The sequence below is a fragment of the Bdellovibrio sp. genome (genome assembly GCF_036384735.1).
Taxonomy (GTDB): domain Bacteria; phylum Bdellovibrionota; class Bdellovibrionia; order Bdellovibrionales; family Bdellovibrionaceae; genus Bdellovibrio.
The window spans coordinates 26,897-49,830 of sequence record NZ_DASVLT010000038.1 but is presented as its reverse complement, the minus strand read 5'-3'; the positions used below and the strand labels follow the sequence as shown (position 1 = coordinate 49,830).

General features: G+C 44.4%; 24 protein-coding genes. 11 read left to right on the top strand and 13 right to left on the bottom strand.

Going from position 1 to position 22,934, the window contains the following annotated elements; genetic code table 11:
- Positions 1–46 precede the first annotated feature (46 nt).
- Entirely contained in the window at positions 47–748 is a 702-nt protein-coding gene (locus VF412_RS11275; RefSeq protein WP_331339344.1) for a hypothetical protein, read from the top strand.
- Between the two features lie 54 nt (positions 749–802).
- Here the strand turns inward: VF412_RS11275 and VF412_RS11270 are convergent, their stop codons facing one another.
- Both VF412_RS11270 and VF412_RS11265 read right to left on the bottom strand, forming a co-directional pair.
- Positions 803–1,555, bottom strand: coding sequence for an OmpA family protein (locus VF412_RS11270; protein ID WP_331339343.1), 753 nt, complete (start codon positions 1,553–1,555; stop codon positions 803–805).
- A 1-nt stretch (position 1,556) separates the two neighbouring features.
- Entirely contained in the window at positions 1,557–2,345 is a 789-nt protein-coding gene (locus VF412_RS11265; RefSeq protein WP_331339342.1) for a flagellar motor protein, read from the bottom strand.
- A 59-nt stretch (positions 2,346–2,404) separates the two neighbouring features.
- Here VF412_RS11265 and VF412_RS11260 point away from each other — a divergent pair, with 59 nt between their 5' ends.
- From VF412_RS11260 to VF412_RS11240, 5 genes are all read left to right on the top strand, one after another.
- Positions 2,405–2,986 carry a phosphatase PAP2 family protein gene (locus VF412_RS11260; RefSeq protein ID WP_331339341.1) on the top strand — a complete coding sequence of 194 codons (582 nt, stop codon included), beginning with the start codon at positions 2,405–2,407 and terminating at the stop codon, positions 2,984–2,986.
- Positions 2,983–3,969 carry an NAD-dependent epimerase/dehydratase family protein gene (locus tag VF412_RS11255; protein ID WP_331339340.1) on the top strand — a complete coding sequence of 329 codons (987 nt, stop codon included), beginning with the start codon at positions 2,983–2,985 and terminating at the stop codon, positions 3,967–3,969. The genes VF412_RS11260 and VF412_RS11255 overlap by 4 nt, the downstream gene beginning before the upstream one ends.
- A 1-nt stretch (position 3,970) precedes the next feature.
- Positions 3,971–4,804, top strand: coding sequence for a monofunctional biosynthetic peptidoglycan transglycosylase (gene mtgA, locus VF412_RS11250; RefSeq protein ID WP_331339339.1), 834 nt, complete (start codon positions 3,971–3,973; stop codon positions 4,802–4,804).
- 107 nt (positions 4,805–4,911) lie between these two features.
- Complete coding sequence (locus tag VF412_RS11245; RefSeq protein ID WP_331339338.1) at positions 4,912–5,595, top strand: protein-glutamine glutaminase family protein; 684 nt, start codon at positions 4,912–4,914, stop codon at positions 5,593–5,595.
- Positions 5,595–5,918 carry a hypothetical protein gene (locus VF412_RS11240; protein ID WP_331339337.1) on the top strand — a complete coding sequence of 108 codons (324 nt, stop codon included), beginning with the start codon at positions 5,595–5,597 and terminating at the stop codon, positions 5,916–5,918. Before VF412_RS11245 ends, VF412_RS11240 begins: the two co-directional genes overlap by 1 nt.
- 1 nt (position 5,919) lies before the next feature.
- Here the strand turns inward: VF412_RS11240 and VF412_RS11235 are convergent, their stop codons facing one another.
- From VF412_RS11235 to lysC, 6 genes are all read right to left on the bottom strand, one after another.
- A complete protein-coding gene (locus tag VF412_RS11235; RefSeq protein WP_331339336.1) occupies positions 5,920–6,717 on the bottom strand; it encodes an ABC transporter permease in 798 nt (265 codons plus the stop codon).
- Positions 6,710–7,636 (bottom strand): ABC transporter ATP-binding protein, encoded by a 927-nt coding sequence (locus tag VF412_RS11230; protein ID WP_331339335.1) that lies wholly within the window; start codon positions 7,634–7,636, stop codon positions 6,710–6,712. Before VF412_RS11230 ends, VF412_RS11235 begins: the two co-directional genes overlap by 8 nt.
- Positions 7,636–9,450, bottom strand: coding sequence for a translational GTPase TypA (typA, locus tag VF412_RS11225; RefSeq protein WP_331339334.1), 1,815 nt, complete (start codon positions 9,448–9,450; stop codon positions 7,636–7,638). Before typA ends, VF412_RS11230 begins: the two co-directional genes overlap by 1 nt.
- 92 nt (positions 9,451–9,542) lie before the next feature.
- Complete coding sequence (dusB, locus tag VF412_RS11220; protein ID WP_331339333.1) at positions 9,543–10,556, bottom strand: tRNA dihydrouridine synthase DusB; 1,014 nt, start codon at positions 10,554–10,556, stop codon at positions 9,543–9,545.
- A 119-nt stretch (positions 10,557–10,675) separates the two neighbouring features.
- Positions 10,676–11,275 carry a nitroreductase family protein gene (locus VF412_RS11215; RefSeq protein ID WP_331339332.1) on the bottom strand — a complete coding sequence of 200 codons (600 nt, stop codon included), beginning with the start codon at positions 11,273–11,275 and terminating at the stop codon, positions 10,676–10,678.
- Complete coding sequence (gene lysC / locus VF412_RS11210; RefSeq protein WP_331339331.1) at positions 11,276–12,640, bottom strand: lysine-sensitive aspartokinase 3; 1,365 nt, start codon at positions 12,638–12,640, stop codon at positions 11,276–11,278. It lies immediately after the preceding gene.
- 75 nt (positions 12,641–12,715) lie between these two features.
- On the opposite strand from lysC, the gene VF412_RS11205 reads away from it, so the two are divergent.
- A complete protein-coding gene (locus VF412_RS11205; RefSeq protein ID WP_331339330.1) occupies positions 12,716–13,204 on the top strand; it encodes a hypothetical protein in 489 nt (162 codons plus the stop codon).
- Between the two features lie 38 nt (positions 13,205–13,242).
- Here the strand turns inward: VF412_RS11205 and mltG are convergent, their stop codons facing one another.
- The 5 genes from mltG to VF412_RS11180 are packed head-to-tail and all read right to left on the bottom strand — an operon-like array spanning position 13,243 to position 19,599.
- On the bottom strand, positions 13,243–14,331 hold the full coding sequence (gene mltG, locus VF412_RS11200) for an endolytic transglycosylase MltG (protein ID WP_331339329.1): 1,089 nt from the start codon (positions 14,329–14,331) through the stop codon (positions 13,243–13,245).
- Positions 14,331–15,848, bottom strand: a complete 1,518-nt coding sequence (locus VF412_RS11195; protein WP_331339328.1) for a succinylglutamate-semialdehyde dehydrogenase — start codon at positions 15,846–15,848, stop codon at positions 14,331–14,333. Before VF412_RS11195 ends, mltG begins: the two co-directional genes overlap by 1 nt.
- A 5-nt stretch (positions 15,849–15,853) precedes the next feature.
- Positions 15,854–16,882 carry an arginine N-succinyltransferase gene (locus VF412_RS11190; protein WP_331339327.1) on the bottom strand — a complete coding sequence of 343 codons (1,029 nt, stop codon included), beginning with the start codon at positions 16,880–16,882 and terminating at the stop codon, positions 15,854–15,856.
- Positions 16,879–18,222, bottom strand: coding sequence for a M20 family metallopeptidase (locus VF412_RS11185; protein WP_331339326.1), 1,344 nt, complete (start codon positions 18,220–18,222; stop codon positions 16,879–16,881). The genes VF412_RS11190 and VF412_RS11185 overlap by 4 nt, the downstream gene beginning before the upstream one ends.
- Positions 18,223–19,599: an aminotransferase class III-fold pyridoxal phosphate-dependent enzyme gene (locus VF412_RS11180; RefSeq protein WP_331339325.1), complete on the bottom strand. Its 1,377-nt coding sequence runs from the start codon at positions 19,597–19,599 to the stop codon at positions 18,223–18,225.
- 139 nt (positions 19,600–19,738) lie between these two features.
- Between VF412_RS11180 and VF412_RS11175 the strand changes: the two genes are divergently transcribed.
- From VF412_RS11175 to hpt, 4 genes are all read left to right on the top strand, one after another.
- Positions 19,739–20,524 carry a tetratricopeptide repeat protein gene (locus VF412_RS11175; RefSeq protein ID WP_331339324.1) on the top strand — a complete coding sequence of 262 codons (786 nt, stop codon included), beginning with the start codon at positions 19,739–19,741 and terminating at the stop codon, positions 20,522–20,524.
- A 209-nt stretch (positions 20,525–20,733) separates the two neighbouring features.
- Positions 20,734–21,453, top strand: a complete 720-nt coding sequence (locus VF412_RS11170; protein ID WP_331339323.1) for an outer membrane protein assembly factor BamD — start codon at positions 20,734–20,736, stop codon at positions 21,451–21,453.
- The gene (locus VF412_RS11165) at positions 21,453–22,175 is read left to right on the top strand and encodes a tetratricopeptide repeat protein (RefSeq protein WP_331339322.1); all 723 of its coding nucleotides are present in this window, start codon (positions 21,453–21,455) and stop codon (positions 22,173–22,175) included. The genes VF412_RS11170 and VF412_RS11165 overlap by 1 nt, the downstream gene beginning before the upstream one ends.
- 16 nt (positions 22,176–22,191) lie before the next feature.
- Positions 22,192–22,710, top strand: coding sequence for a hypoxanthine phosphoribosyltransferase (gene hpt / locus VF412_RS11160; protein ID WP_331339321.1), 519 nt, complete (start codon positions 22,192–22,194; stop codon positions 22,708–22,710).
- Positions 22,711–22,934 lie beyond the last annotated feature (224 nt).

The window sequence follows — 22,934 nt, the reverse complement described above, 5'->3', positions numbered from 1 at the left end:
ACCATATTTGAATCAATTTTACTTTTTTGACTAAGGAGAGAGAGTCATGAAAAAAGCATTTGTAATCGGTATGGTAGCTTTGGCGACAACAATGTCATTCTCGACATCTTACGCAGGTGTTTCAGGAGCAAAGTCAGTTCGCGAATCCCTTGTGGAGTATACAAAGCAAATTAAAGAAGCGGCTTTCGGTAAGGGTGCAACTGCAAAAGGTCTGAGTGCACAACAAGCTCAAGCAGCTCGCGACAAAATGATCAACGAGTTGAACCTTCCTTCTGGAAAAAACAATGCTTTGGCTATGTCTCTGATGTCAGATTCTGCAAAATCCGCAGAACGCTTGGACAGTTTGGCAACTGTGATCGCGGCTAAAAAAATGGCTGTAGAAATCTCTAAAACAGATGCCGCTGAAGGTAAATCTATCGATGCGGCGGCTTCCGCTTCTGCAAAATTACTTGCAAACGCTTCTTTGACGGGTGCTCGCAAGTCAGCAAAAGAACTGAATCCATCTGAATTGACAGACACAACTCAAGCTTTGACTAAACTTGAAAGCTTACCAGAAGGCATTTTGACAAGATTCTCTAAAGCCGAGCGCGATTCTTACACTCAAATCATCGAACGCCACGATCAATTGATCGAAACAGGTGCGAAATCAACTTCTGAAGAAGCGTTCGTGCAAGCGATCATGGACGTGAAAAAAGTTGATAAAACAAAAGCGATGGAAATCGTGCGCAAACTTAAAGAGTGCGTATAGTTCTTAGACTTCGACTTCTTTCCTAATTAAAAAGCCGGATGCAAATCCGGCTTTTTATATTTCCGCCTTCTTGTCGTCAGTGACTATCAGGATTTCAATTCTTCGATTCATTGCCTTATGCTCCTCAGTATCATTCGGAACCATGGGCTTTTGATCTCCGTAAGAAATCGATACGAATCGTTTTGGATCTAGCTTGTGATACTTTACGAAATATCGAACAACAGCGCTTGCGCGACCGCCCGCCAGCTCCCAGTTACTGGGAAATTGGGAGTCTTCAATCGGCGTATCATCCGTATGACCCTCAATGATCACACGCTTGTCATTTGATTTCAGAACTTCCGCAACTTTATCCAACGAAGGAAGCGCAGACATTTTCAGTTTGGCAGAACCCGGCTGAAAAAATGTCGAAGCAGTCAAGGCAACACGCACACCGACTGCATCATGATAAATGTCTTGAATGGCGGATTTCTTTTGCTCGCCCGTCATGGACTTATCCAAAGACCTTTCCACATAGTCAGCCGCCTCACGAGAGCCCCCTTTTTTAGGAAAGCTTCCTAGTGGCATCACAAGTTCAGCCAATGAATTTTCTATCGAATCACTGTTTTCGTCGCTGCCGCCTTTTCCCATCAAGTGAAAATTCAACTTGATCGAGTCTTCGAAATCTTTTTGTTTTTCAGAATTGGAGTTGGAAGTAGCGTACATCACAACAAAAAAAGCAAATAGCAGCGTAATGAAATCCGCATAGGACACCAACCACCGTTCGTGATTTTCGTGTTCTTCATGTTTGCGGTTTCTACGAATCTGCATATTATTTTTGTTCGCTTGTTAGAAAGGCATGAAGTTTCTGTTCCACAACGATCGGATTTGCTCCGCCGGCGATCATCAATCCGCCCTCAAGAATCAGTTGTTTTTCGCGGGTGATCTCGTGAACTTTTCTTTTGATCTTATTTCCCAGAGGCAAAAATAAGAGATTGGCAGAACTTACACCATACACAGTGGCAACGAAAGCGACTGCAATACCGGCACCCAGTTTGCTTGTATCAGTTAAATTCCCCATCACGTGAATCAAACCCAGAACCGCACCGATGATGCCGATCGTCGGTGCAAATCCACCGGCATCAGCCCACACTTTGGCGCCTGCAAGCAGTTCATCTTCTTCTGTCAGAATTTGAGTTTCATAAATATCACGGATTGTATTTTGATCGATGCCATCAACAACACTGCGAAGCACATTTTGCAAAAGCGGATCACTTACACGACCAATTCGTGGCTCAAGAGCCAGCAATGATTCTTTCTTTGCTAATCGCGAATAATCAACGATCTCGACAATGCGGTTTTTGATATGACTTTCTTCTGTCTTAAAAGCCGCCTTTGCCAATGCCAATCCGGTTTTTAAGTCCTTCTCAGAACTTGAAACCATCACAGCACCGATAGTGCCCGCAAGAACAATAATAAATGCCGTCAGCTGCATGAGTGAACTCATGTGCCCGCCTTCTAGAAGATTGCCTGCGATAATCCCACCGAAACCGACTAGAAGCCCTAACCATGTTGCTTTGTCCATGTACAAAATCATGCCACAGCGCTGAAGTGATGACACTTAGACCCGCCGAAGACCTAGACTTTCAGATGGCAACTTTTTAGAGTATGATCTTCGACATGCTCGACTATATTTTGAACCTCGATAAACGTCTTTTCATGCTGATCAATTCTCAATGGACGGCATCGTGGGCGGATTCTTTTTTTCCAAACATCACAGATCTTCATAAGACTCTGCCCTTCAAAATTATTGTCGTGCCTCTGATTTTAGCCGCCATTCTTTGGAGACGTGGATTTAAAAAAGGTTTAGTCATTATCTGTTTCTGCACCCTCAGCGTTCTTTTATCTGATGGCTTCGGCAACTACGCTTTGAAGAAGACCGTACGCCGTCCACGACCTGCCGAAACGCAGGGTTTGACGGTTCAGGTAAGAGCTCCATTCGGCGGCTACAGTTTTGTTTCCAATCACGCAACGAACATGTTTAGCTTCGCAGCATTCACATCAACAATATTTCCCGTCGTTGCAATTCCAACCTATACGATAGCCTTTCTTGTCAGTTACAGTCGTGTATACAGCGGGGTTCATTTTCCAACTGACGTCTTCTGCGGAGGATTGCTCGGAATTTGTTTTGGTCTTATGTTCGCTAGGCTCTGCGAAAAAGTTCTAGCACGTATGGATGAAAAAGAGGCTACGACATCATGAAAGTTCTTGTAACAGGCGCTAATGGATTTTTAGGCAGTTGGGTCACCCGCGCTCTCGTTAAAGAGGGGCACGAGGTTTATGCTCTGGTCCGTCCCAACAGCGACACCTCAGAGTTAAACGGCATCGATTGTAAATTCATTCACGGTGACGTGACCGACATTCTTTCTTTATTAGAGGCGTTCAAAGGCATTGACACCGTTTTCCACCTCGCTGGCGTCATTGCTTACAAAAAATCTGAACGTGCCTTAATGGAGAAGGTCAATGTTCAAGGAACATTAAATGTCGTGGAAGTATGCCGCGAATGCAAAGTGCGTCGCTTGGTTTATTTATCATCGGTCGTAGCAATTGGCAGCGCCTTGACTCAGGATCATGTCCTGAACGAAAGCTCTGAATTCAACGTTCATGATCTCAACCTTGGTTATTTCGAGACAAAACACAAAGCCGAACAGATCGTGAAAAAAGCCTGTGATCGCGGTGAAATCGACGCAGTTATTTTAAATCCTTCAACGATTTATGGATCTGGCGACGCAAAAAAAGGCAGCCGCAAAATGCAAGTCAAGGTTGCTCAGGGAAAATTCAAGTTCTATACATCTGGCGGAGTTAACGTCGTGGCGGTTGAAGACGTTGTTGCAGGAATTTTGAGTGCCTGGAAGAACGGTCGCAAAGGCGAGCGCTATATCTTGGCTGGCGAAAATATTCTGATCAAAGATCTTTTCACAATGATTGCGAAAGAGGCCGGGGTAAATCCTCCTCCACATCACTTGCCTGATCAAATCTTGCATGTTGTGGGTGCTGTCGGGGATTGTCTTGAATCTGTGGGAATGAAAGGTCCTTTAAGTCGCGAGAATGCTTGGACCGCAACGATGTATCACTGGTTTGATTCATCAAAAGCTCAAAAGGAATTGGGATTTACTCCTCGTCCTGCTCGTGAGGCCATTCATAATAGCGTTCAGTGGATGAAGGATCAGGGTTTACTTTCTTAATATGAAATGGGTGAGTCTTTTTTTCTTTGCTGTAGCCGCGATGATGTTGGCTGCCGCCATTGCACTATGGAATTGGCTGCCAACTCCACAGGAAATAAGAGGGTGCATGGTCACAACCATGTATCATGTGCATTTGTGTCCTGGCTCTGCCAACTATGTTCCTTTGAAGCAGATCTCCCCTTACCTTGCGAAGACCATCATCCTTACGGAAGATTCTAATTTTTATAACCATCACGGTTTTGATTGGGATTCGATTGAAAAGAATTTCCGCGAAGGTTGGGAGAAGGGCATGTATAAGAGAGGCGGCTCTACTATTTCTCAACAGCTCGCGAAAAATTTGTTTTTAAATCAAGATCGCACCTTCTTGCGCAAAGGTCTTGAGGCCATTATCACGGATCGCATCGAAAAGACTTTAACGAAGAAAGAAATCATCGAAAGGTACTTGAACGTCGTTGAGTTCGGTAAAGATATTTACGGCGTTAAAAGCGCTGCCGCTTACTATTTCAAGAAAACTCCGGCGGAACTCGACGTGGTCGAATGTGCATTCCTTGCGATGGTTCTGCCAAACCCTGCGAAATATTCTCGTTCTTACTTTAAAAAGGAACTGACTCCGTTTGCCCGCAAGCGCCTGGATCGCATCGTGAATGATCTATATCACTACGGACGCATCAACGAAGCTGAATACAATACGGCGATGGAGAAGATTCAAAACTTCCTAAGCCCCGTGCCTCCACCTCAGGAAATTCAATCTTCTGAAGAAGACACAATGACTCTTCAAGATTTAGAAAAGGCCGACGAAGAACAGCTTGAAGATAGCAACAGTATTCAAGAGTAAAACTTTCGTCTGTCAGTCGTTCCATAAAGTAAATTTCATTCGTTTTTTCCTTTTGTTCAGGACCTAGGTCTATTCAGTCTATTCCTGAGACACCGATGAATTCTTATATGATCACGAGAATTTTATTTTTAGCGTTGTTCGCACTCGCTGCAACGATGACCATTCCCGACGCTTTTGCTCCCGGCAAGGATGTAGATGTATCGGTTTTGAGTACGGCACAGGCAGATCGCTTATTCACTGAATTTAAATCTCATACCGAAATTCCTTTTAATTATCCTCCGGACGGTTGCTATGCTCGCGCGACTGCGATGTCTAAAATTGCTGAAGAAGAAAAGATCGAAATGGGCAAAGTTTGGGCCACCGGATATCTTCGTGTAAAAACAAAAAGCAAATATACGCCCACCATCGAATGGGGATATCATGTCGCCCCGGTTGTTTATGTTAGCGATGGCGGTAAACCAAAGTTAATGGTCTTCGATCCATCACTATTTGATAAGCCAGTCACAGTGGATGAGTGGACCGCGAAAATGAACGTAGATGGCAATCCAAAACCTCATCTCGACAAGATATATTACGGAGCTCGTTATCAATTTGGTCCTCTCGATACAGAACCGAAAAAGTACTCTTGGAATAAAGAGGATATTGAAACTTCAAAAGAAGTCATGGAAGAATACACTGAAACAGAAAAGAAACTTGAAGCTCTAGGCGAAGGCTTTAACGGTGGCGGATCTTTCTTTGGATCTGGCTCATCGGGTTCTAGTTCGGGCCAAACAGGACAAGGGGTTCGCTAATGAAAAAACTGATCTCTACTCTACTTGTTATCATGGGAGTGCAGGCTTTCGTCATGACTGCGAACGCAAAAATATTCAATGGCTTTAAAAGAAAACCAGCATCTGTTGTAAGTACAGAGTCTGGTCCCGTTACTCGTTATGTTGAAACGGAACATGCTTTCAAAATCATGATAGGCAAACATGCTGCTTTCTATACCTTCCCAAAAGATCAAAATGCGGCGGAATTAAAGGCTCTTCTTGATAATAGCAGAAAGACTAAGAAGTCTTTGAAGTTTACTTTCGATGCCGCCACTCTTGAAGTGATCAGCATCGAAATTCTATAGATTATTTTAGAAGTTTATGGCGAATGCGCACGAATGAAATGTTCATACAAATCCAGGTAGCCAGCAAAAGAACCAAAATATGTACGGAAATCCATAGAGGATTTCCGTCATGCAAAATTCCACGTACAGCCCCCACTGCATGAGTCAGCGGAAATAAATAAGCCACATAACGAAGAGTTGTCGGCAACTGCTCTAACGGAAAATAAGTTCCGCTGAGTAAACTCATTGGCACAATCAATCCCGAAGTTGAATAGATGAACGAATCATAGTTCCTAGCAATCGAAGTGAAGATCATGCCGATGCAAGAAAATAAGCATGACAATAAGAACAGCACCGGCAAAGCCAAAAGAATTTTAGGAGTGTCGATCAAACCAAAGAAGATCGCGACAACTGTCACTCCAAGAACTCCAAAGAATCCTTTGGAGGCAGCCCACAATAATTCACCGGCTACGATTTCTTCTGGTCCTACACGTGTCAGCATGATTGTCGCGTAAGTTCTTTGATGGGTCAGCTTTGTGTAGTTCCCGTAGGTTCCTTCAAAGAAGGCTACCAACATCGCTGTCGTACACAAAAGCGCTGGGAAGAAAAATTCAATATAAGACATTCCGCCCATGTTATTAACGAAGGCACCAAGACCGAAACCGATCGCGCCCAGGTAAATAACCGGCTCAAGGACGATCCAGAACAAAGATACAAGCCATGTCTTTTTGAAATACAAGAAGTTGCGCTGCCAAACCTTCAGGGCACCATCATTAAATTTAGGAATAGCGAAAAGCTCTTTCACTTTCATACTATTCATCCCTCAATTGGTGACCAGCAAGTTTTAAGAATACATCATTCAAGGTCGGCTTGCGAATATAGATTTTATCACTGGCAATCAAATCAACTACCTTACGGCCCTCTTGATTTTCTTTTACCAGTACTGAAACCGTGTCTTTGATAACTTGGTAAGCAAAACCCTCTGCACGCAAACGACCCAAATAGTAATTCAGATCCACAGGATTGGTATCGAACTCGACAACTTCCTTGCCGATCAGCTCGCGAATTAAATCTTTCGGTTTGCCGATGGTAAGAATTTTGCCGTTATCTATGATCGCTACACGATCACACATTTGCTCTGCTTCCTCCATGTAATGAGTTGTCAGAATCAAAGTGCTTTTTTCAGATTTCAAATGCTTAAAGAAATCCCAAATCCAAATGCGCGCCTGTGGATCAAGACCTGTTGTCGGTTCGTCTAAGAAAATAACCTCTGGAGAATTAATCAAACCACGGGCAATCGCCAAACGACGTTTCATACCACCGCTGAGAGTTTCCACCGAACGATCTTGGTATTCTTCGAGCTTCATTAAGCGAAGCAATGCTTGCGCACGCAAATCGGCCTCGGCCATCGGAATATTGTGATAGCTGGCATAGACTAAAAGGTTTTCTAAAACTGTGAAGTCGGGATCGAGACCGTCGTCCTGAGGGACGACGCCGATTCTAGATTTGATTTCGCGGTAGTTCTTTTTAACGTTCAAACCAAGAACGTAAAGCTCCCCGCTGGTGACGAGGGCTGAGCAATACATCATCTTCATTGTTGTTGTTTTGCCAGCCCCGTTTGGACCTAAAAGTCCGAAACATTCGCCCTTGTAGATTTCCAGATTTATTCCGTCGACAGCAATTTTGTCTTCGTACTTCTTCGTTAAATCTTTGATCTCAATGGCGACGTTTGTACTCATTATTCCTTCGCTGCTCTTGCACGTGCTGTTGGGCTTAGCTCGCGGCAACGAAGACGGATGTTCTTCGGTGTTACCTCGATAAGCTCAGAATCCTTGATCCACTCCATCGCTTTTTCCAATGTCATAGGACGCACTGGAACTAGACGGATAGCTTCATCAGAACCTGAAGCACGTACGTTCGTCAATTTTTTCTCACGAGTGATGTTTACTTCTAGATCATTATCTTTGGCGTGCTCACCAACAATCATACCCTCGTAAACTTCCTGACCGTGTGTCACGTACATGATACCGCGTTCTTGAAGATTCCAGATAGCATATGCTGTCGCTTGACCTTTACGGTCAGAAATCATCGCACCATTCATACGGTGTTCGATTTCGCCTTTGTATTGATCCCAGCCGTCAAATTGAGTATTCAAAAGACCCGTACCGCGAGTGTCTGTTAGGAACTCTGAACGGTAACCGATCAAACCACGTGAAGGGATACGGAACTCAAGACGAGTACGACCAGATCCTTTTTGAACCATGTTCGTCATCACACCTTTACGTTTACCCAATTTCTCGGTTACAGCACCGACGAAAGAGTCTTCGATATCGATAACCGCGATCTCCATTGGCTCCATACGCTGACCGTTTTCTTGTTTGAAGATAACTGTCGGTTTAGAAACTAGAAGCTCGAAGTTTTCACGGCGCATTTGTTCGATCAATACACCCAATTGCAACTCACCACGACCAACAACTTTGAATGAATCCGTGTTGTCAGTTTTCTCTACGCGGATCGCAACGTTGTACAACAACTCACGCTCAAGACGCTCAAGGATCTTACGAGAAGTAACGTTCTTACCTTCCATACCTGCGAAAGGACCGTTATTTACCGAGAAGATCATGCCCACTGTCGGCTCATCGACACGGATACGTGGCAATGGACGAGGATCCGTTGCAGAAGTGATAGTATCACCGATAGTGAAGTCTTCCATACCCGCGATAACTACGATGTCACCCGCGCCAACTTCTTGAGCTGGAACTTGCGAGTTTACTTTGTACTGATACAAAGCGGAAACTTTCACTTTCTTCTGACCGTTGGCTTGAATACACATAACTTCGTCGCCAACTTTGATTTGACCCGCACGCATACGACCGATCGCCAAACGACCTACGTAATCATTGTAAGAGATATTAGAAACCATAACTTGCAATGGAGCGTTTTCATCGATTTTTGGAGGAGGAACTAGGTTAACGATAGCATCGTAAAGAACTTCCAATGAACCCGTGTTAACCGCTGGATCCAAAGTCGCCATACCTTCACGCGCAATTGCGTATACAGTGTGGAAGTCACATTGTTCTTCAGAAGCCTCGAGGTCGATGAACAAATCGAAAAGTTCGTTGTGTACTTCTTGAATACGAGCGTCTGAACGATCGATCTTGTTGATACAAACGATAACTTTCAAATTTTGCTCTAGAGCTTTTTTCAATACGAAACGTGTTTGCGGAAGTGGACCTTCAGAAGCATCGCAAAGAAGGATACAACCATCAACCATGTTCAAGATACGCTCAACTTCACCACCGAAGTCACTATGTCCCGGCGTATCTACGATATTAACTTTGATATCTTTGTAAACGAATGAAGCATTTTTCGCAGCGATAGTGATACCACGCTCTTTTTCAAGATCCATGGAGTCCATCAAGCGGTCATCAACGTGTTCGTTTTCACGGAATGTACCGGCTTGTTTAATCAAGTGGTCTACCAGAGTTGTTTTACCGTGGTCGACGTGCGCGATAATCGCGATATTTCTAATTTTCTTTGGATCTTGAATCATATTTACCCTTCTTAAAATTCAATCTTCAAAACTTAAAACAAAACTAATTTAAAAACACATCAAAATTGCGTCAGCCTTTTCGCCGACAGCGGTTACCCGTGTCCGCCCATCAAGAACTCTTCTGACGAAGTATCTTCTTGATCAACATTTCCAATTCCAGCGAAAAACTCGTTCGCTAAATTCATAATCTCTTCGTTGGATTTTGATTGGAAAAGATTCTTCCTGAATTGTGAGGCTCCAGGATACCCTGTTGAGAACCAAGCTGCAAACTTTCTGAGCTGGATACCAGTCACGTGCTCATCACAATGCGCAACAACCTCACTTTTAAGGCTGTCGAAAAGGCTTACGTAATCTCTTTTCACATCTTTGATCGGCTCGCCCCGCCATAAGGAGAGCGCATCCATAAAAATAAACGGATTCTTAAGGCATCCACGGCCAATCATCACGGCATCACAACCAGATTGTTCCATTCTGAGGATCGCTTGTTTAGGTGTGAGAATGTCTCCATTTCCAATGATAGGAAGCTTTGCTTTAGACTTTACGTCGGCAATAAAATCCCAATCAGCCAACCCAGAGTATGCTTGCGCACGAGTGCGACCATGAATCGCCACCCAAGAAATTCCTTCGTTGTAAGCGATGTTGCAAACTTCAACCGCGTTACGACTGTTCGCATCCCAACCCGTACGAATTTTGATGGTCACCGGAATTTTCACAGCTCCTTTGACCGCCGCTAAAACTTTTTGTAACGCTACGGGATCTTTCAACATCGCAGAGCCTGCGCCCTTTTTCACAACTTTCGGGACAGGACAGCCGAAGTTCAAATCGACGAAGTCACAACCATCCGCTTCTGCTACCTGAGCAGCGCGACCTAAAATTTCTGGTTCCTCGCCAAACAATTGAATGCCGATAGGCCTTTGCACCTCATCGAAACTCATAAGCTTCATTGTTCTTTCAGATTTGTATTCGATGCCATTTGCGCTCACAAGTTCTGTGACCACAACACTCGCATCGAGCTTTTTCATGAAAGTACGGAAAGCGTGATCCGTGATCCCGGCCATGGGTGCCAGGACAAACGGGTTTGTCTTGATTGCTTCAACTGGATTCATAAGGGCAGCGGTATATCAAATCCCCTTATAAAAAGGTACTGTTGTTTTGAAAAACTGACGTTATTTCATAGGCTTAGATAAATTAAAACGAACCTATTCGATCTGGGGACATTCGGGGGCTATTTAAGCCAAGTCACTCGACCTTCTAGTTGGCGCGGAGCCTTTGGAGGAGTGTGATCGGGATAACCCAAAACCAGGGCGCAAAGAAGTTCCAGCTCACCTTTTTTGTATTCGGAAAGCTGATCGACGCCCAAGAATTTATCAACGTCCTCTTTGATTTCCAGTGGAGCACCCATCGTGCAGCAACCAAGGCCTTCCACTACACACGCCAAATTCATATTTTCCACAGCCATATACACAGAACCAATGCTGGTATGATAGCGCTCTTCCGAATCATTGTGTGAGTATGCGAAAATAATCACTGGCGCATCACCCAGTGTGAAGAAAAATCTTTCAGTGAATTGATACAGCGACGGCTTCAAGCGCTGAGCAAGAATGTCTTTGATCCCTAACCAGGATTTCTGCGAGTACTTCAAATACTCGCGACGTTTTTCACCGGTCACAACAAAGAAGCGCCAGTTTTGACGATTCTTCCCCGACGGCGCCTGCATACCAGCAGCTAGAATTCTTTCAATAACTTCGCGCGGAACTTCATCCGCCTTGAATTTGCGAATGGATTTACGCGATTCGAGTAATTGATAGAATTCTTCTTTTTGCATTTAGGCCTCGACGAATTTTTTGTGCAGACGTTGAATTGCTTGTGTGCTTTGATCTTCGCTGACAAGGAAGCAGAAGTTGTGCTTGCTTGCCCCCAAACAAATCATGCGCACATTAATGTCTGAAATTGTCTCGAAAATTTGCTTTGCAAGTCCCGGAGTATGATTGATGTTGTTTCCAATCAAAGAAATCAATGTCAAATTTTCTTCCACTTGCACGTCAGCGATTTCAGAAAGATCTGCGATCAATTTCTTATTGACCAATGTCGAATCATCTAATGTCACACTGACAGAAATTTCTGAAGTTGTAATCGCGTCGATGCTGACTTTGTGGTCATTGAAGATTTTGAAAATCTGAAACAAGAAACCATGAGCGTGTAACATCTCTGGAGTTGAAAGAGTCACAAGAATTTGCTTTTTGCGCATGGCCATCGCACGAATCAGCGGATGATCTTCAACCTCCTTACGAATCCACGTTCCCTTTGCGTCTGCATCGAAACTTGACCCTACAAACACCGGAATATTTTTACGAATTGCAGGCAAAAGAGTCGCCGGATGCAGCACCTTCGCGCCGAAAGTCGCAAGCTCAGACGCTTCTTTGAAAGAGATTTCGTCGATGGGCTTTGCTGCAGGACAAATGCGTGGATCTGTTGTTGCAATTCCTGCAACGTCTGTCCAAATTTCTAGAACATCCGCCGCAACACCCTCAGCCAAAATCGCTGCAGAGTAGTCACTACCACCGCGGCCCAAAGTTGTTGTCATACCTTCTTCAGTGCTGCCGATGTAGCCTTGAGTAACAACGACAGTTTTGTAGTCACGCAAAAAGCCCAATTTTTTTTGCGATAAACTTTCAACTTCTTTTGTCAGCGGTCTGGCTTTACCGAAAGAATCATCCGTGCGCAAAACTTCACGCACATCAAACCACATCGCCTTTTTATCCGAGTTATGTCTTTTAAGAACCTGCGCCATGGCTTCAGTACAAAGCACAGAGGACATTCTTTCGCCCAAGCTCATTAAAGTATCCATGGCTTTTACCGAGCAATCTTTCAAAAGGTTAATGCCTTTTGCGATCGACCCCATCTCTTCAAAAAGAGTTTCGAGTCTTTGCATGGACTCTGTTGGTAGATGAAGGTCGGCTGCAATCTTCACATGACGAGAGTGAATCTTAGAAAGAATCTTTTCAGCTTCAGCCCATGGTTGGCTTTCCGAAGCCTTGCCAAGTGCGATCAAATCATTTGTTGTGCCAGATGTCGCAGATACTACAACCAAGCTTGCCCCACGGCCGAAAGCGACTTCAGAACTGCGGAGCATGCATTCAGCGTCTCCCATGGAAGTTCCACCAAACTTAGAAACAATGAGCTTTGCCACTTTGACTCCTTCGTCGACCCGGCCATCTTATCTTTTCTTGTTTTTACTTCAATGAGTTTGTGGCAGAATTTTTCAATGACTTCTAAGAACGATACAGCCTTCAGCCAAAAAGAACTTATCCTGATGATCGTCCTGGCAGCCGTCGCCATGGCTATAACCACGGTTGCGGTCGTTCCATCTTTGCGCATGAAGGTGAAATCGGCATTTTCCCTCGAGGATCGTGAAATTCTTGCGAAAGTCTCTGGCAGAATTTCGTCCTCAGGTCCTAGAGTTACAGTTCTAAAAATTAAAAACAAAGAGGGTCTAAGCCTTGAGGTTTATGATATGGATGGGACTGAAGGGATGACTTTGATCACCAAAATCCCTTTGGCAGAAAGTCGCGACGGCTATTTCGCCTTACAAGGGAATGCAACAAATCTGGCTTTGACTGACGTCGATAGCGACGGAGCCATGGAAATCGTCGCTCCTACTTATGACGATCAAATGGTGCCACGACTGAATATCTTTAAATACAATCCGGATACGAAAAATTTTGATCGCGTCAGCGCTCCGGAAAATAAATAAGTAGAAATTAAAAAGGCTCCTTAAGGAGCCTTTTCTTTTTATTTTTGAGTCGTCGGCAAAGTCTGCTGGCGATTCTTTAACTCACGCCAGGAGTGCCCTTCGCGAGCCTTGGCGTTCAACTGAAAATCGCGAACCGCTTTTTGATGAGCTTTATAATCTTCCGAGAAGATATGTGTCCCATCGTTTTTACTTACAAAGAATAGGTAATTCGTATGCGCTGGTCTCATTGCCGCCAGCAAGGCCTCACGACCGGGATTTGCAATTGGCGTTGGTGGCAACCCATCGATCACATAAGTGTTGTAACGAGTCGGCGTTAGCAAATCAGCCTTGGTAATATTGATCACGATCTTTCCGGATTTTTCCGCTTTTCCATAAATGATTGTCGGATCCGTCTGCAATTTCATTTTACGATTCAAGCGGTTGTGGAAGATTGAAGCGATCAATGGACGCTCTTCAGGGGCTCCCGTTTCCTTTTCAATGATACTCGCTAAAGTCACAATCTGATGGCGAGTCATGCCTTGAATTTCCGATTGCGGAGACACTTCGTTATACACGTACAAAAATCTCTTCACCATATTCGATATCAAAGTTTTTGTGTCTGTGTATTTCGTTAGCATGTAGGTTTCTGGGAAAAGGTAACCTTCTAGAGATTCCTCTTTCTCTCCTAGCAAAGACTGAATAAATTGCGGATCGTGAACCAAGGCCATGAATTCAGAGGCTTTGCCGAACCTTTCCTTTTCATAAAGATCCGCTATTTCGTATGTGCTTAATCCTTCACTGACTGTGAAAGCGCGAGCAATACTTTTCCCGGATACGAAAACCTGTAAGATTTCTTCCGGCAACATATTCGTGCGAAGAAGGTACTCGCCCACTTTCACTTTTGAACTTTCTTTTTTAAGGCGCGCGTACAGCGAGAAAAAAGAGGCATTGCGCACGAGGCCCTTGCTTTCCAAATCTTTTGCTATTGTGTTGAGGGCCTTGCCTGGCTCGATCTCGTACACGACGTCCTGAGCTGTATTGCTAGGACGAGTGTGAGTAAAATCATAGGCCAAGTAGCCGACTCCGGCTGCTAAAGCAGTCAACAAGGCAACGACGGATAGAACTAAAACAAGGACTGTTTTCTTCATTATTTCATTTCCAAATTCATACCCGGAAGAGCTTTCGTCGCGTCAAACGGAGTTGGATCTTCCAAACTTGCCACAGGCACCGTGCAATATTGAATTGCAAAGTGAGCAGAAGGGCGGTCATTTCCAGATTTGCCCATACCGCCGAATGGCAAGCGAGAGCTTGCACCGTTCGTCGTACGGTTCCAGTTTAAGATACCCACGCGAGCTTTGAACTGTGCTTGCTCGTAAAGATCTTTATTTTTAGAGAACAACGCCATTGCCAAGCCATAGCCTGTTGAATTCACAATGTTCATTACTTCATCGAAGTTGTCGTTCTGATAAATAGCCACGTTTGGTCCAAAGATTTCGCTTTTTTGATAAACCGAATTTGGATCAAACTTTTTCACCAAGTGAATTGAAGGTGTCACATAGTAACCTTTGTGTTTTAAATCCAAAGATTTACCACGCATCAAGCTTTCACAATTCTCGCGATTCGCGATTTCTTGGAAACGCACATACTTTTCCACAGCAGCTTCGTTGATCAACGTCCCCATGAATGGATTTTCTGACCAGTGACCAATCGAAAGTTTTTTCGCCGCTTGATAGAATCTTTCTGTAAATTCGTCAGCAACTTTTGGATGAACAATGATACGGCTTGTGCCCGAGCAGCGTTGACCTGAAGTCATGTATGCGCCCACCAAGCTTTCATAGATCGCCTTGTCCATATCGGCGTCATCCCACACGATCGTCGCGTTCTTACCGCCCATTTCTAGAGCGAGAATTTTCCAATAGTGTGTCAAAGTCTCTTGCTTAATTTTAAGACCTACTTCGTAAGAACCTGTAAACAAGATACCATCCACAAGCTCATGAGCGACCAAGCGACCGCCGGCAGCACCATCCCCTTGTACCAGGTTGAATACACCTGGAGGAAATTTTGCTTTTTCAAAAAGTTCAGCCATGAATTGCCCAACCGCCGGAGTTTGCTCTGAAGGCTTAAAGACAATCGTGTTTCCAGAAATCAAAGCCGGAACAATATGGCCGTTCGGCAAATGCGCCGGGAAGTTGAACGGACCTACAACAGCCATGACACCGCGAGATCTGTGACGAATCACTCCATCCACTGACGGCAAAGCGTTTGAAATTCTTTCCTCTGCCACAAGCTTCAAAGAATAATTCAAAGTGATGTCGATTTTATTTCCCAAAGCTTTCGCTTCGGACATTCCATCCCATAGCGGTTTGCCTGTATCACGGCAAATCAATTGGGCCATTTGATCCACATGAGAGTCATACATCTCTTTCAAACGCATCAAATAAGATTTTCTTTCATCCACCGTCAGTTGCGCCCATGCCGGATATGCTTTCTTTGCCGCAGAAACAGCTTCATCGATGTGATCGTGCTTGAATGGAACTGTCATCACCAGATCGTTTAAATCTGCCGGGCTGATATCTTTAAAATCACCGTCACCTTTTGTGACAGGAACGAATTTGCCGTTGATAAAATCACCTTTGTAACTCACTGGAAAAATGGTGGTGCTCATAAAAACTACTTTCCTCTGTTGTAGTAAAAGGGTGCTAAATAAACTTCATCGCCAACTTCAAGACCCAAAATATTTCGAGCCTTTGGAGAGACCGCCACTTCGCCGTCTCTTAAATCCACGGAACAAAGAGTCGCAAGGAACTCTTCCCCCGTGGTTGCAACAAGCATTTGATCTTTGAACGAAGCATCTTTGAATTCTGTAACCTTGGCACGCTTACCGTGTTTCACAGGAAGAATTTCATTCAAACGTGCCCCATAGTGGGGACCACCGTCGAAGGGATCCACTTCATCAAGATAATGAAAGCCGATGCTTTCAAGCAAATGCTGAGCAGGTTTCGTTGCTTCACCCACACGACCCAAAACCAAACGAGCTTTGGAGTCTAGAAGAGCCAAATAGATATCCTCTTGCGGGAAAAGACTTTCGATAAATTCCTTGTGCGATTGTGACAATAAATCCGCTTCTTGATATGGAAGGCCCGTGAATCTGCGACCTAAAGCCTCCCAAAACTCGCTGCGCCCCTCATCTGTCAATGGAGGAGTCAATTCGCACAAGATACGATCTTCGAAACGGTCAGGGTGCAAGGCCATATATAAAAAACGGCATAAGCTGATCTGCTTACCCAGCTTTTCGGGACGTCTGCGGTAGGCTTTATCGACAAGAAGTCCTCCGATTTCTGTTGGGCCGTCAAAGTCCAGCTGAAAGCGCAAAACTTGATGAATAAATCCAATTCCCAAATCTTGAGAAAAGTGATCACGTTTTAAAACTTTAAACGCTGTATGAGGAACATCGTCGTTGCCGTGCTTAGCGATGACAAGAGAGCTTCCCACGATCAGCTTTTCTTCGAGGTCTTCCACCACGAAAAGATATTCAGCTTGATGCTTTTCCAATTTGCCCGCGAACGATTGCTCGCTGCGATCAATTTTTGCACTTAGAACTTTTTTATCACCTGGAAGATTGAGCAAATTGAATTGTTTTGCCAGATCAAACAGTTGATTTAAGTCGTCGTGCCGTACAGAGCGTATAATGAAACTCATAGGCAGAACCTTTCGATAATTCTTTTATAAAACTCCACAGCCTTCTCGAGATCCGCGATGGCCACGTGTTCTTGTGGCGTATGCACGTTGTTTTCCCTTTTTCCGGGACCGAAACATACACATTCCACACCTATGCGCGAGAAGATGCTGGCTTCATTTGTCGAAGACTGAGTGATGGGTTTGTCACTTAATCCCAAATTGCGAAGCTCATCCAAACATCCCTTCACCAAAATAGAATTCATTTCGGTCCGATAGGGTTTTTTATAGTCATTCACACGGAAAGTGGCGCCATTTTTTTCGCAGACGATACGAAGCTCATCCATCCACTTTTCATACACCTCGTGAGTAATGACCGGCGGAATACGACAAGTTCCAGAGATCTGAATATCGTCTTCGTTCGTACGAATCAGGCCGATGTTCAAAGTCGGCGTGCTTGGATGGAAATCATTGTCTTTGTAAGACAAAAATTCCAGCTCCATCACTTTGATCGCACGATAAATATTCGCAATTTTCCTTGAAATCGGATCTTTCACGAAAGAATCGATATCAATTTCTAAAAACGAGTTGCTTGGAACCGTGTTGAAGTTGATGCCGCCATCTATTTCCATGACGTTGACCGAATCTGGAAGCATCATCAAGTACTCGAGCATTTTAATGATTGCACTTTCACCCAAGTGAGGTGTTGAAGAGTGCGCTGCTTTTCCACGGAAAAGCTTTGATTGTGTCGAAGTACTCTCGCGCAAATTGTGTTCTTGGCGGTAAGTCACCTCTTCATCAGAAAAAGGAATGCGGATTTCAACACTCGCAAAACCTTTTGCCGCTGTGATAAGCTGCAAGTCGCTAGGCTCGCCAATTAAAGCCATTTTTGCAGCCACTTTGTTTTTGCGAATCAACTTCAAGGCTCCTTGCATTCCTGTTTCTTCGCCGAATGTGCCGACAAGAACAGGGTGAAGCTTCCACTGACGTTGACCAAAAGAAGCGAGTGCCCACAGCTTACACAAGAAATCTAACTTTACATCCGCCGCACCAAGTCCGTGAATTTTTCCATCAATGATATGCGCATCAAAGGGATTGCTCCCTGTATGAGTCCACAAAGAAAAAGGACCGGGATCGACGGTGTCTAAATGATTTTGTAAAAGAAATTCTGCCGCCGGCCTGTCTTGTGTTGGACGAGCGATGACGTTGATTTGCTCAAGGTCACCGACGATTTCCTCTTGCTCTTCAACAACAAGACCTTTTTGACGACAGAAAGCCGCCGCCCACCGAGCAAGATCTTTATTGCCGTGAGTGGGCGTACTGTCTATGGAAATAAACTGGCGGCAGGCTTCAATGAAATCCAACTACACCCCTTCAAGAAGAGTTTTCTCGATCGTTTTTAAAGCGATGTCGATGTCAGCATCTTGGATGATCGCTGGGATCAGGAAGCGCGCGCGCACTGGATCTTTACCGCAAGGGAATGCGATCACACCGTTCGCGTAAAGTTTATTCAGGAAAGAATTCACACTTTCTTTTTTGCCATCGTGCGGAGTAAACGCCACCATCAAGCCCATACCACCAGCATCAGACGCCAAACCTTTGCATGAGCCTTCGTTCAATGCATTCAAGCCGTTAATGAAACGCTTGTGGATTTGTTGAATGCGACCATTCGCACCCAAGAAACCTTCAGACAACATATCAAGCATCTCAGAACCCGCAGCCAAACAAGGAGTTGAACCTGAAAAAGTTCCCGCGATCAAACCCGGCTTTGGATTGAACTCTTCAGTGTAAAGAGTCATACCCACTTGCGCAGTCTTAGCGATAGTGCAGATGTCTACGTATTGACCGATATCCAAAGTTTCAAATGCAAAGTATTCACCTGTGCGAGTGAAAGTTTGAACTTCATCAACCCATACCGCGATGTTTTTAGATTTTACGAAGTCAAGAAGAGGTAAGAAGAACTCGCGCGGAGCGGCCTGATAACCACCTTCACCCAACATCGGCTCAAAACCGAAAACAGAGATATTGCCCTCATGTTTTGCGACGTGTTCTTTCATCGCAGCCAAAGATTTCTCGCCAGATTTTGGATCACGCTTATCATAGAAAGGAATGCGCAATACTTCGTGGTATTCTGGCAAACCTTGTTTGTAAGCTGGATTGTCAGTCACTTCCGCCATCATCGTTGAGCGACCTGCGAACGCATCTTTAAAGCCCATAACCATTCTTGCCGGGGAATTTTTTTGACGAGAAAGCTTCAACGCATTTTCATTCGCCATCGTTCCGCAAGTTGCAAGCCAGCCGTATTTAATGCGGCTTTTGCGAGACGCAATCTTCACCATTTTTTCTGTAAACAAACGATATTCATTGTTGGGTTGAAGATTCCCTTGAATCAAAATATCAGAAAGAGCACCGCGAACAGCAGCAGTCAAAACACGTGGGTTTGCGTGACCCATCAAGTGAATACCGATACCGTTGATCAAATCTAATTTTACGCTGCCATCTTCAAGCTCTACATAAGGGCCACGTCCCGCACCTGTGCCGATGTAGGGATAGTGCAAAGGACGACCACGGAATAAACCTGCCGCATCTACTTTTGCTTTGCCGGCATCTTTGAATGCATCTTGTGGAGCGTGAATGCCCGTGAGCTGAGAGTTGATTTTAGTCACTTCTCCGACAAGTTCTTGAATCAATGATTTTACTTTTTCAGATTGCTGAATTTGATGGCCTACAAGAGAGCTCATAATACCTTTCGTGAGGTCGGTGAAATGAACCAGACCCCTTCTGTTATTTGAAATGCCCGTCCAGTTTACTCTCGGGCCAGGACTAAGACAAGACACCTGGTAGACACGAAGGGACTTTTATCTATAAACTTTTAAGACTATGACGAAGCGACTCATCGTGTTCTTTTTTACTCTGATTTTGCCCACTCTAGCGTGGACTCAAAATGACTCTTTCGCTGATTTGTTTAAACAGGGAACTCAGCACTACACCGCGAAAGAATATGATAAAGCAGCTGACGCATTCACTAAGGCTGTCGAAAAAGATCCACACAATGCAACAGCGCTCACTAACTTGGCTTTAGCCCAGTTTCAGCTCGGGAAAAAGGCCCTCTCAGTTGGCCTTCTGCGCAAAGCTTTGGAAGCCGATCCCGAGCTTTCCACAGCTAAAGCTGGACTAAAGTATGTCCTCTCACAAATGGAGATTCACGACGTTCCTCATCAATTGGAAACCTATGAAAGTGTTCGTTCAAAATTACTCGCTCCAGTTCCGCTTCTTGCCTATTTAATTCTAACGGCACTGTTGTTATTCACTGCGGGATGGACGTTGATTTCTTACGCTGGTCGCAGAAGAAATGCGTTAGCTGAAGAAAAAGCTCCGCCGGCGATTCCTGTGGTGGGCTTGCTTTTCACGGTGGGCTTTTTAATTTCATTATCGCTTCTGGTTTTGAAACTTTATGACTCAGCTATTGTGCGAGCGACGATTATTGAAGATCGCGTTTCATTGCAAACCGCACCGGGTGAAAACCAAGCCGCAATTTTAGATCTCAGCGGCGGCATGGAAGTTGTTGTGAAGACTGTTGATAAAGATTGGTCCCAAGTAACTTATCCAGGTGCACTAACGGGTTGGGTAAAATCGTCTTCATTAGTGGTCACTTCGGGACAATAAATCTTCACTTTTCATGGTCGTAGGGTGCACGAAAATGCTGCACCCACTCTCAAACTTTCAGCTCTTTGCCTGTTTCAAAGCTCAATAGCTAATTTCTACAGCGCCACCTTTAGAAAAAAGACGCTAATTCGCTGATATTCCCCGCAATAATTGACAGTGGGTCCTGGACCAAAATATGATCGAGGTCTATGTTGAAAACGCTCCGAGTCATGACACTTATTTGCGCAAGCTCGCTTTTCTTGGCGGCATGCTCTTCCGTGGAGAAAAACTCCAACACTCCTGAAGGTTCTTTTGCGATTGCTGAAGAATTCGATAAGGGCGAACGTTATGAAGAGGCGATTCGTCGCTACACCGAAGTGAAAAATAAATTCCCGTACAGCAACTACGCGACTAAATCAGAACTTGCGATCGCAGACGTTTACTACAAACAGGAATCTTACGCTGAAGCCCAAGTGGCCTATCAGATGTTTAAAGATTTGCATCCGACTTCTCCGCAAGCGGATTACGTACAATTTCGCTTAGGTATGAGCTACTTCATGCAATTGCCTGCGACGATCGATCGTGATTTATCTCTGGCGAATGACACAATCCTTAATCTTAGTGATTTGATTAAGAAATATCCGAACTCGCAGTACATAGCGGAAGCGAAAGAAAAGCGCTCTGCAACGATCAAAATGCTGGCCGAGAAGGAAGAATACATCGCAGATTTCTATTTTAAACGTGAGATCTATGATAGCGCCTTGGGTCGCTATGAAGGTCTTTACAAAAACTATTCTGGTTTGGGTTTCGATAAGAAATCTCTCTCAAGAATCGTGATTTGTGCGAAGAAAATTGACGACACTCCGAAAGCACAAAAATATTTGAAAATTTTGGCTTCCGATTTTCCTGGTACTAGCGAGCTGAAAGATGCGGAAAAGGAGATGAAGTAATGCACTCTCTTCAAGACGACATGCTTTCAGAAGCGCGTGGGTATTTCATCAACGGTAATTACAAAATGGCTGAGCCTATTTTGAATCAAATGCTGTTGCAGAACACTCGCAACCCGGAAGTTTATCAAATGCTAGCGACGATCTTTTACGATAAAGGTCAGTTCAGCAAAGCGATCAAAACCTTCCGTCGCGCTCTTGAGATTGATCCGACTTACACTGACGCCAGTGTCGGTCTTTCTATCATCTTGAATGACTTGGGCAAGTACGACGAAGGCAAACAAGTATTCTTAGATGCTCAAGATCAACTCGAGAAGAAATCCGGCAAACAAGACCCATTTGTAGATGAAAAACTTGCTTCCAAGCATGAAGAGTTGGCTGATTTGTACTATCAATACAAACGCTACAACGAAGCTCTGGAACAATTGTTAAAAGCCCAAAAACTTTCTAGCAGAAAAGCAGAGATCACAATGCGTATTGCAGAAGTGAACGTGCAATTAGGCCAAAGCGAACGCGCAATCAAGGATCTTAAATCTTTGATTCGTGAGTATCCGCACCTAATTCCAGCTCGCCTAAAGCTTGGGGCTATCTACTACAATTCAAACAATATTGCTGAAGCCACCGAACAGTGGGAGAATATCCTCATTCGTGATCCACAACATCCCGAAGCGCTTCGTTACCTAAAGATGGCACAAGCAGCAGGCATTACATCGATCGACTTGTAGAAGTAGAGGCAGAACAATGAGACAGCTAAAAGACGAAATGGTTCCTTTCCTTACCGCTGACGAAATCAAAGAGATGGTCAGTGAACTTGCACGCCAAATCGAGGCGGACTACGACGGGAAAGAAGTTATCTTCATCTGTCCATTGCGCGGCTCTATGCACATCACTGCGGATTTAATGAGACAAGTAGATCTTCCTCAGCAAGTGGATTTCGTTCACGTGCAAGCGGTTGAACGCGGCGGTGCGATCAAGATCGTTAAAGACATTTCTACAAACATCGCTGGCAAACACGTTTTGATTGTTGAAGAAATCATCGATACAGGCCGCACTTTGAGCTTCCTAAGAAGCCGCCTGTTCGCGTCTGCTCCGGCATCACTTAAAATTGTGACTTTGCTTGATAAACCGGCTCGTCGTGAATTGCCTATCAAAGCTGACTACATCGGTAAGACTATTGATGATCGCTATGTAGTTGGTTACGGAATGGATTCCGAAGAAATCGGAAGAAATTATCCTGATATCTATACTTTGAAAAACTAGTCGGTTTGGTTAGAGCTTTTTTTGTATCGGTCAGATGCGAGACGCGAAAGTGCAGTCAGCTGGCCTTTACGAAAAAGCTCTAAGAAACGACGACGTTTACTACGAATAGTACCACGACACAAAATACATATAGAAAAACCAGCTGCTTCGGCATTGTTGATGGCTCCTGCTTTTGTAAGGTAGGCCCTCTTATCTATTAGGTCAAACAATTGTGAGCTTTTCTT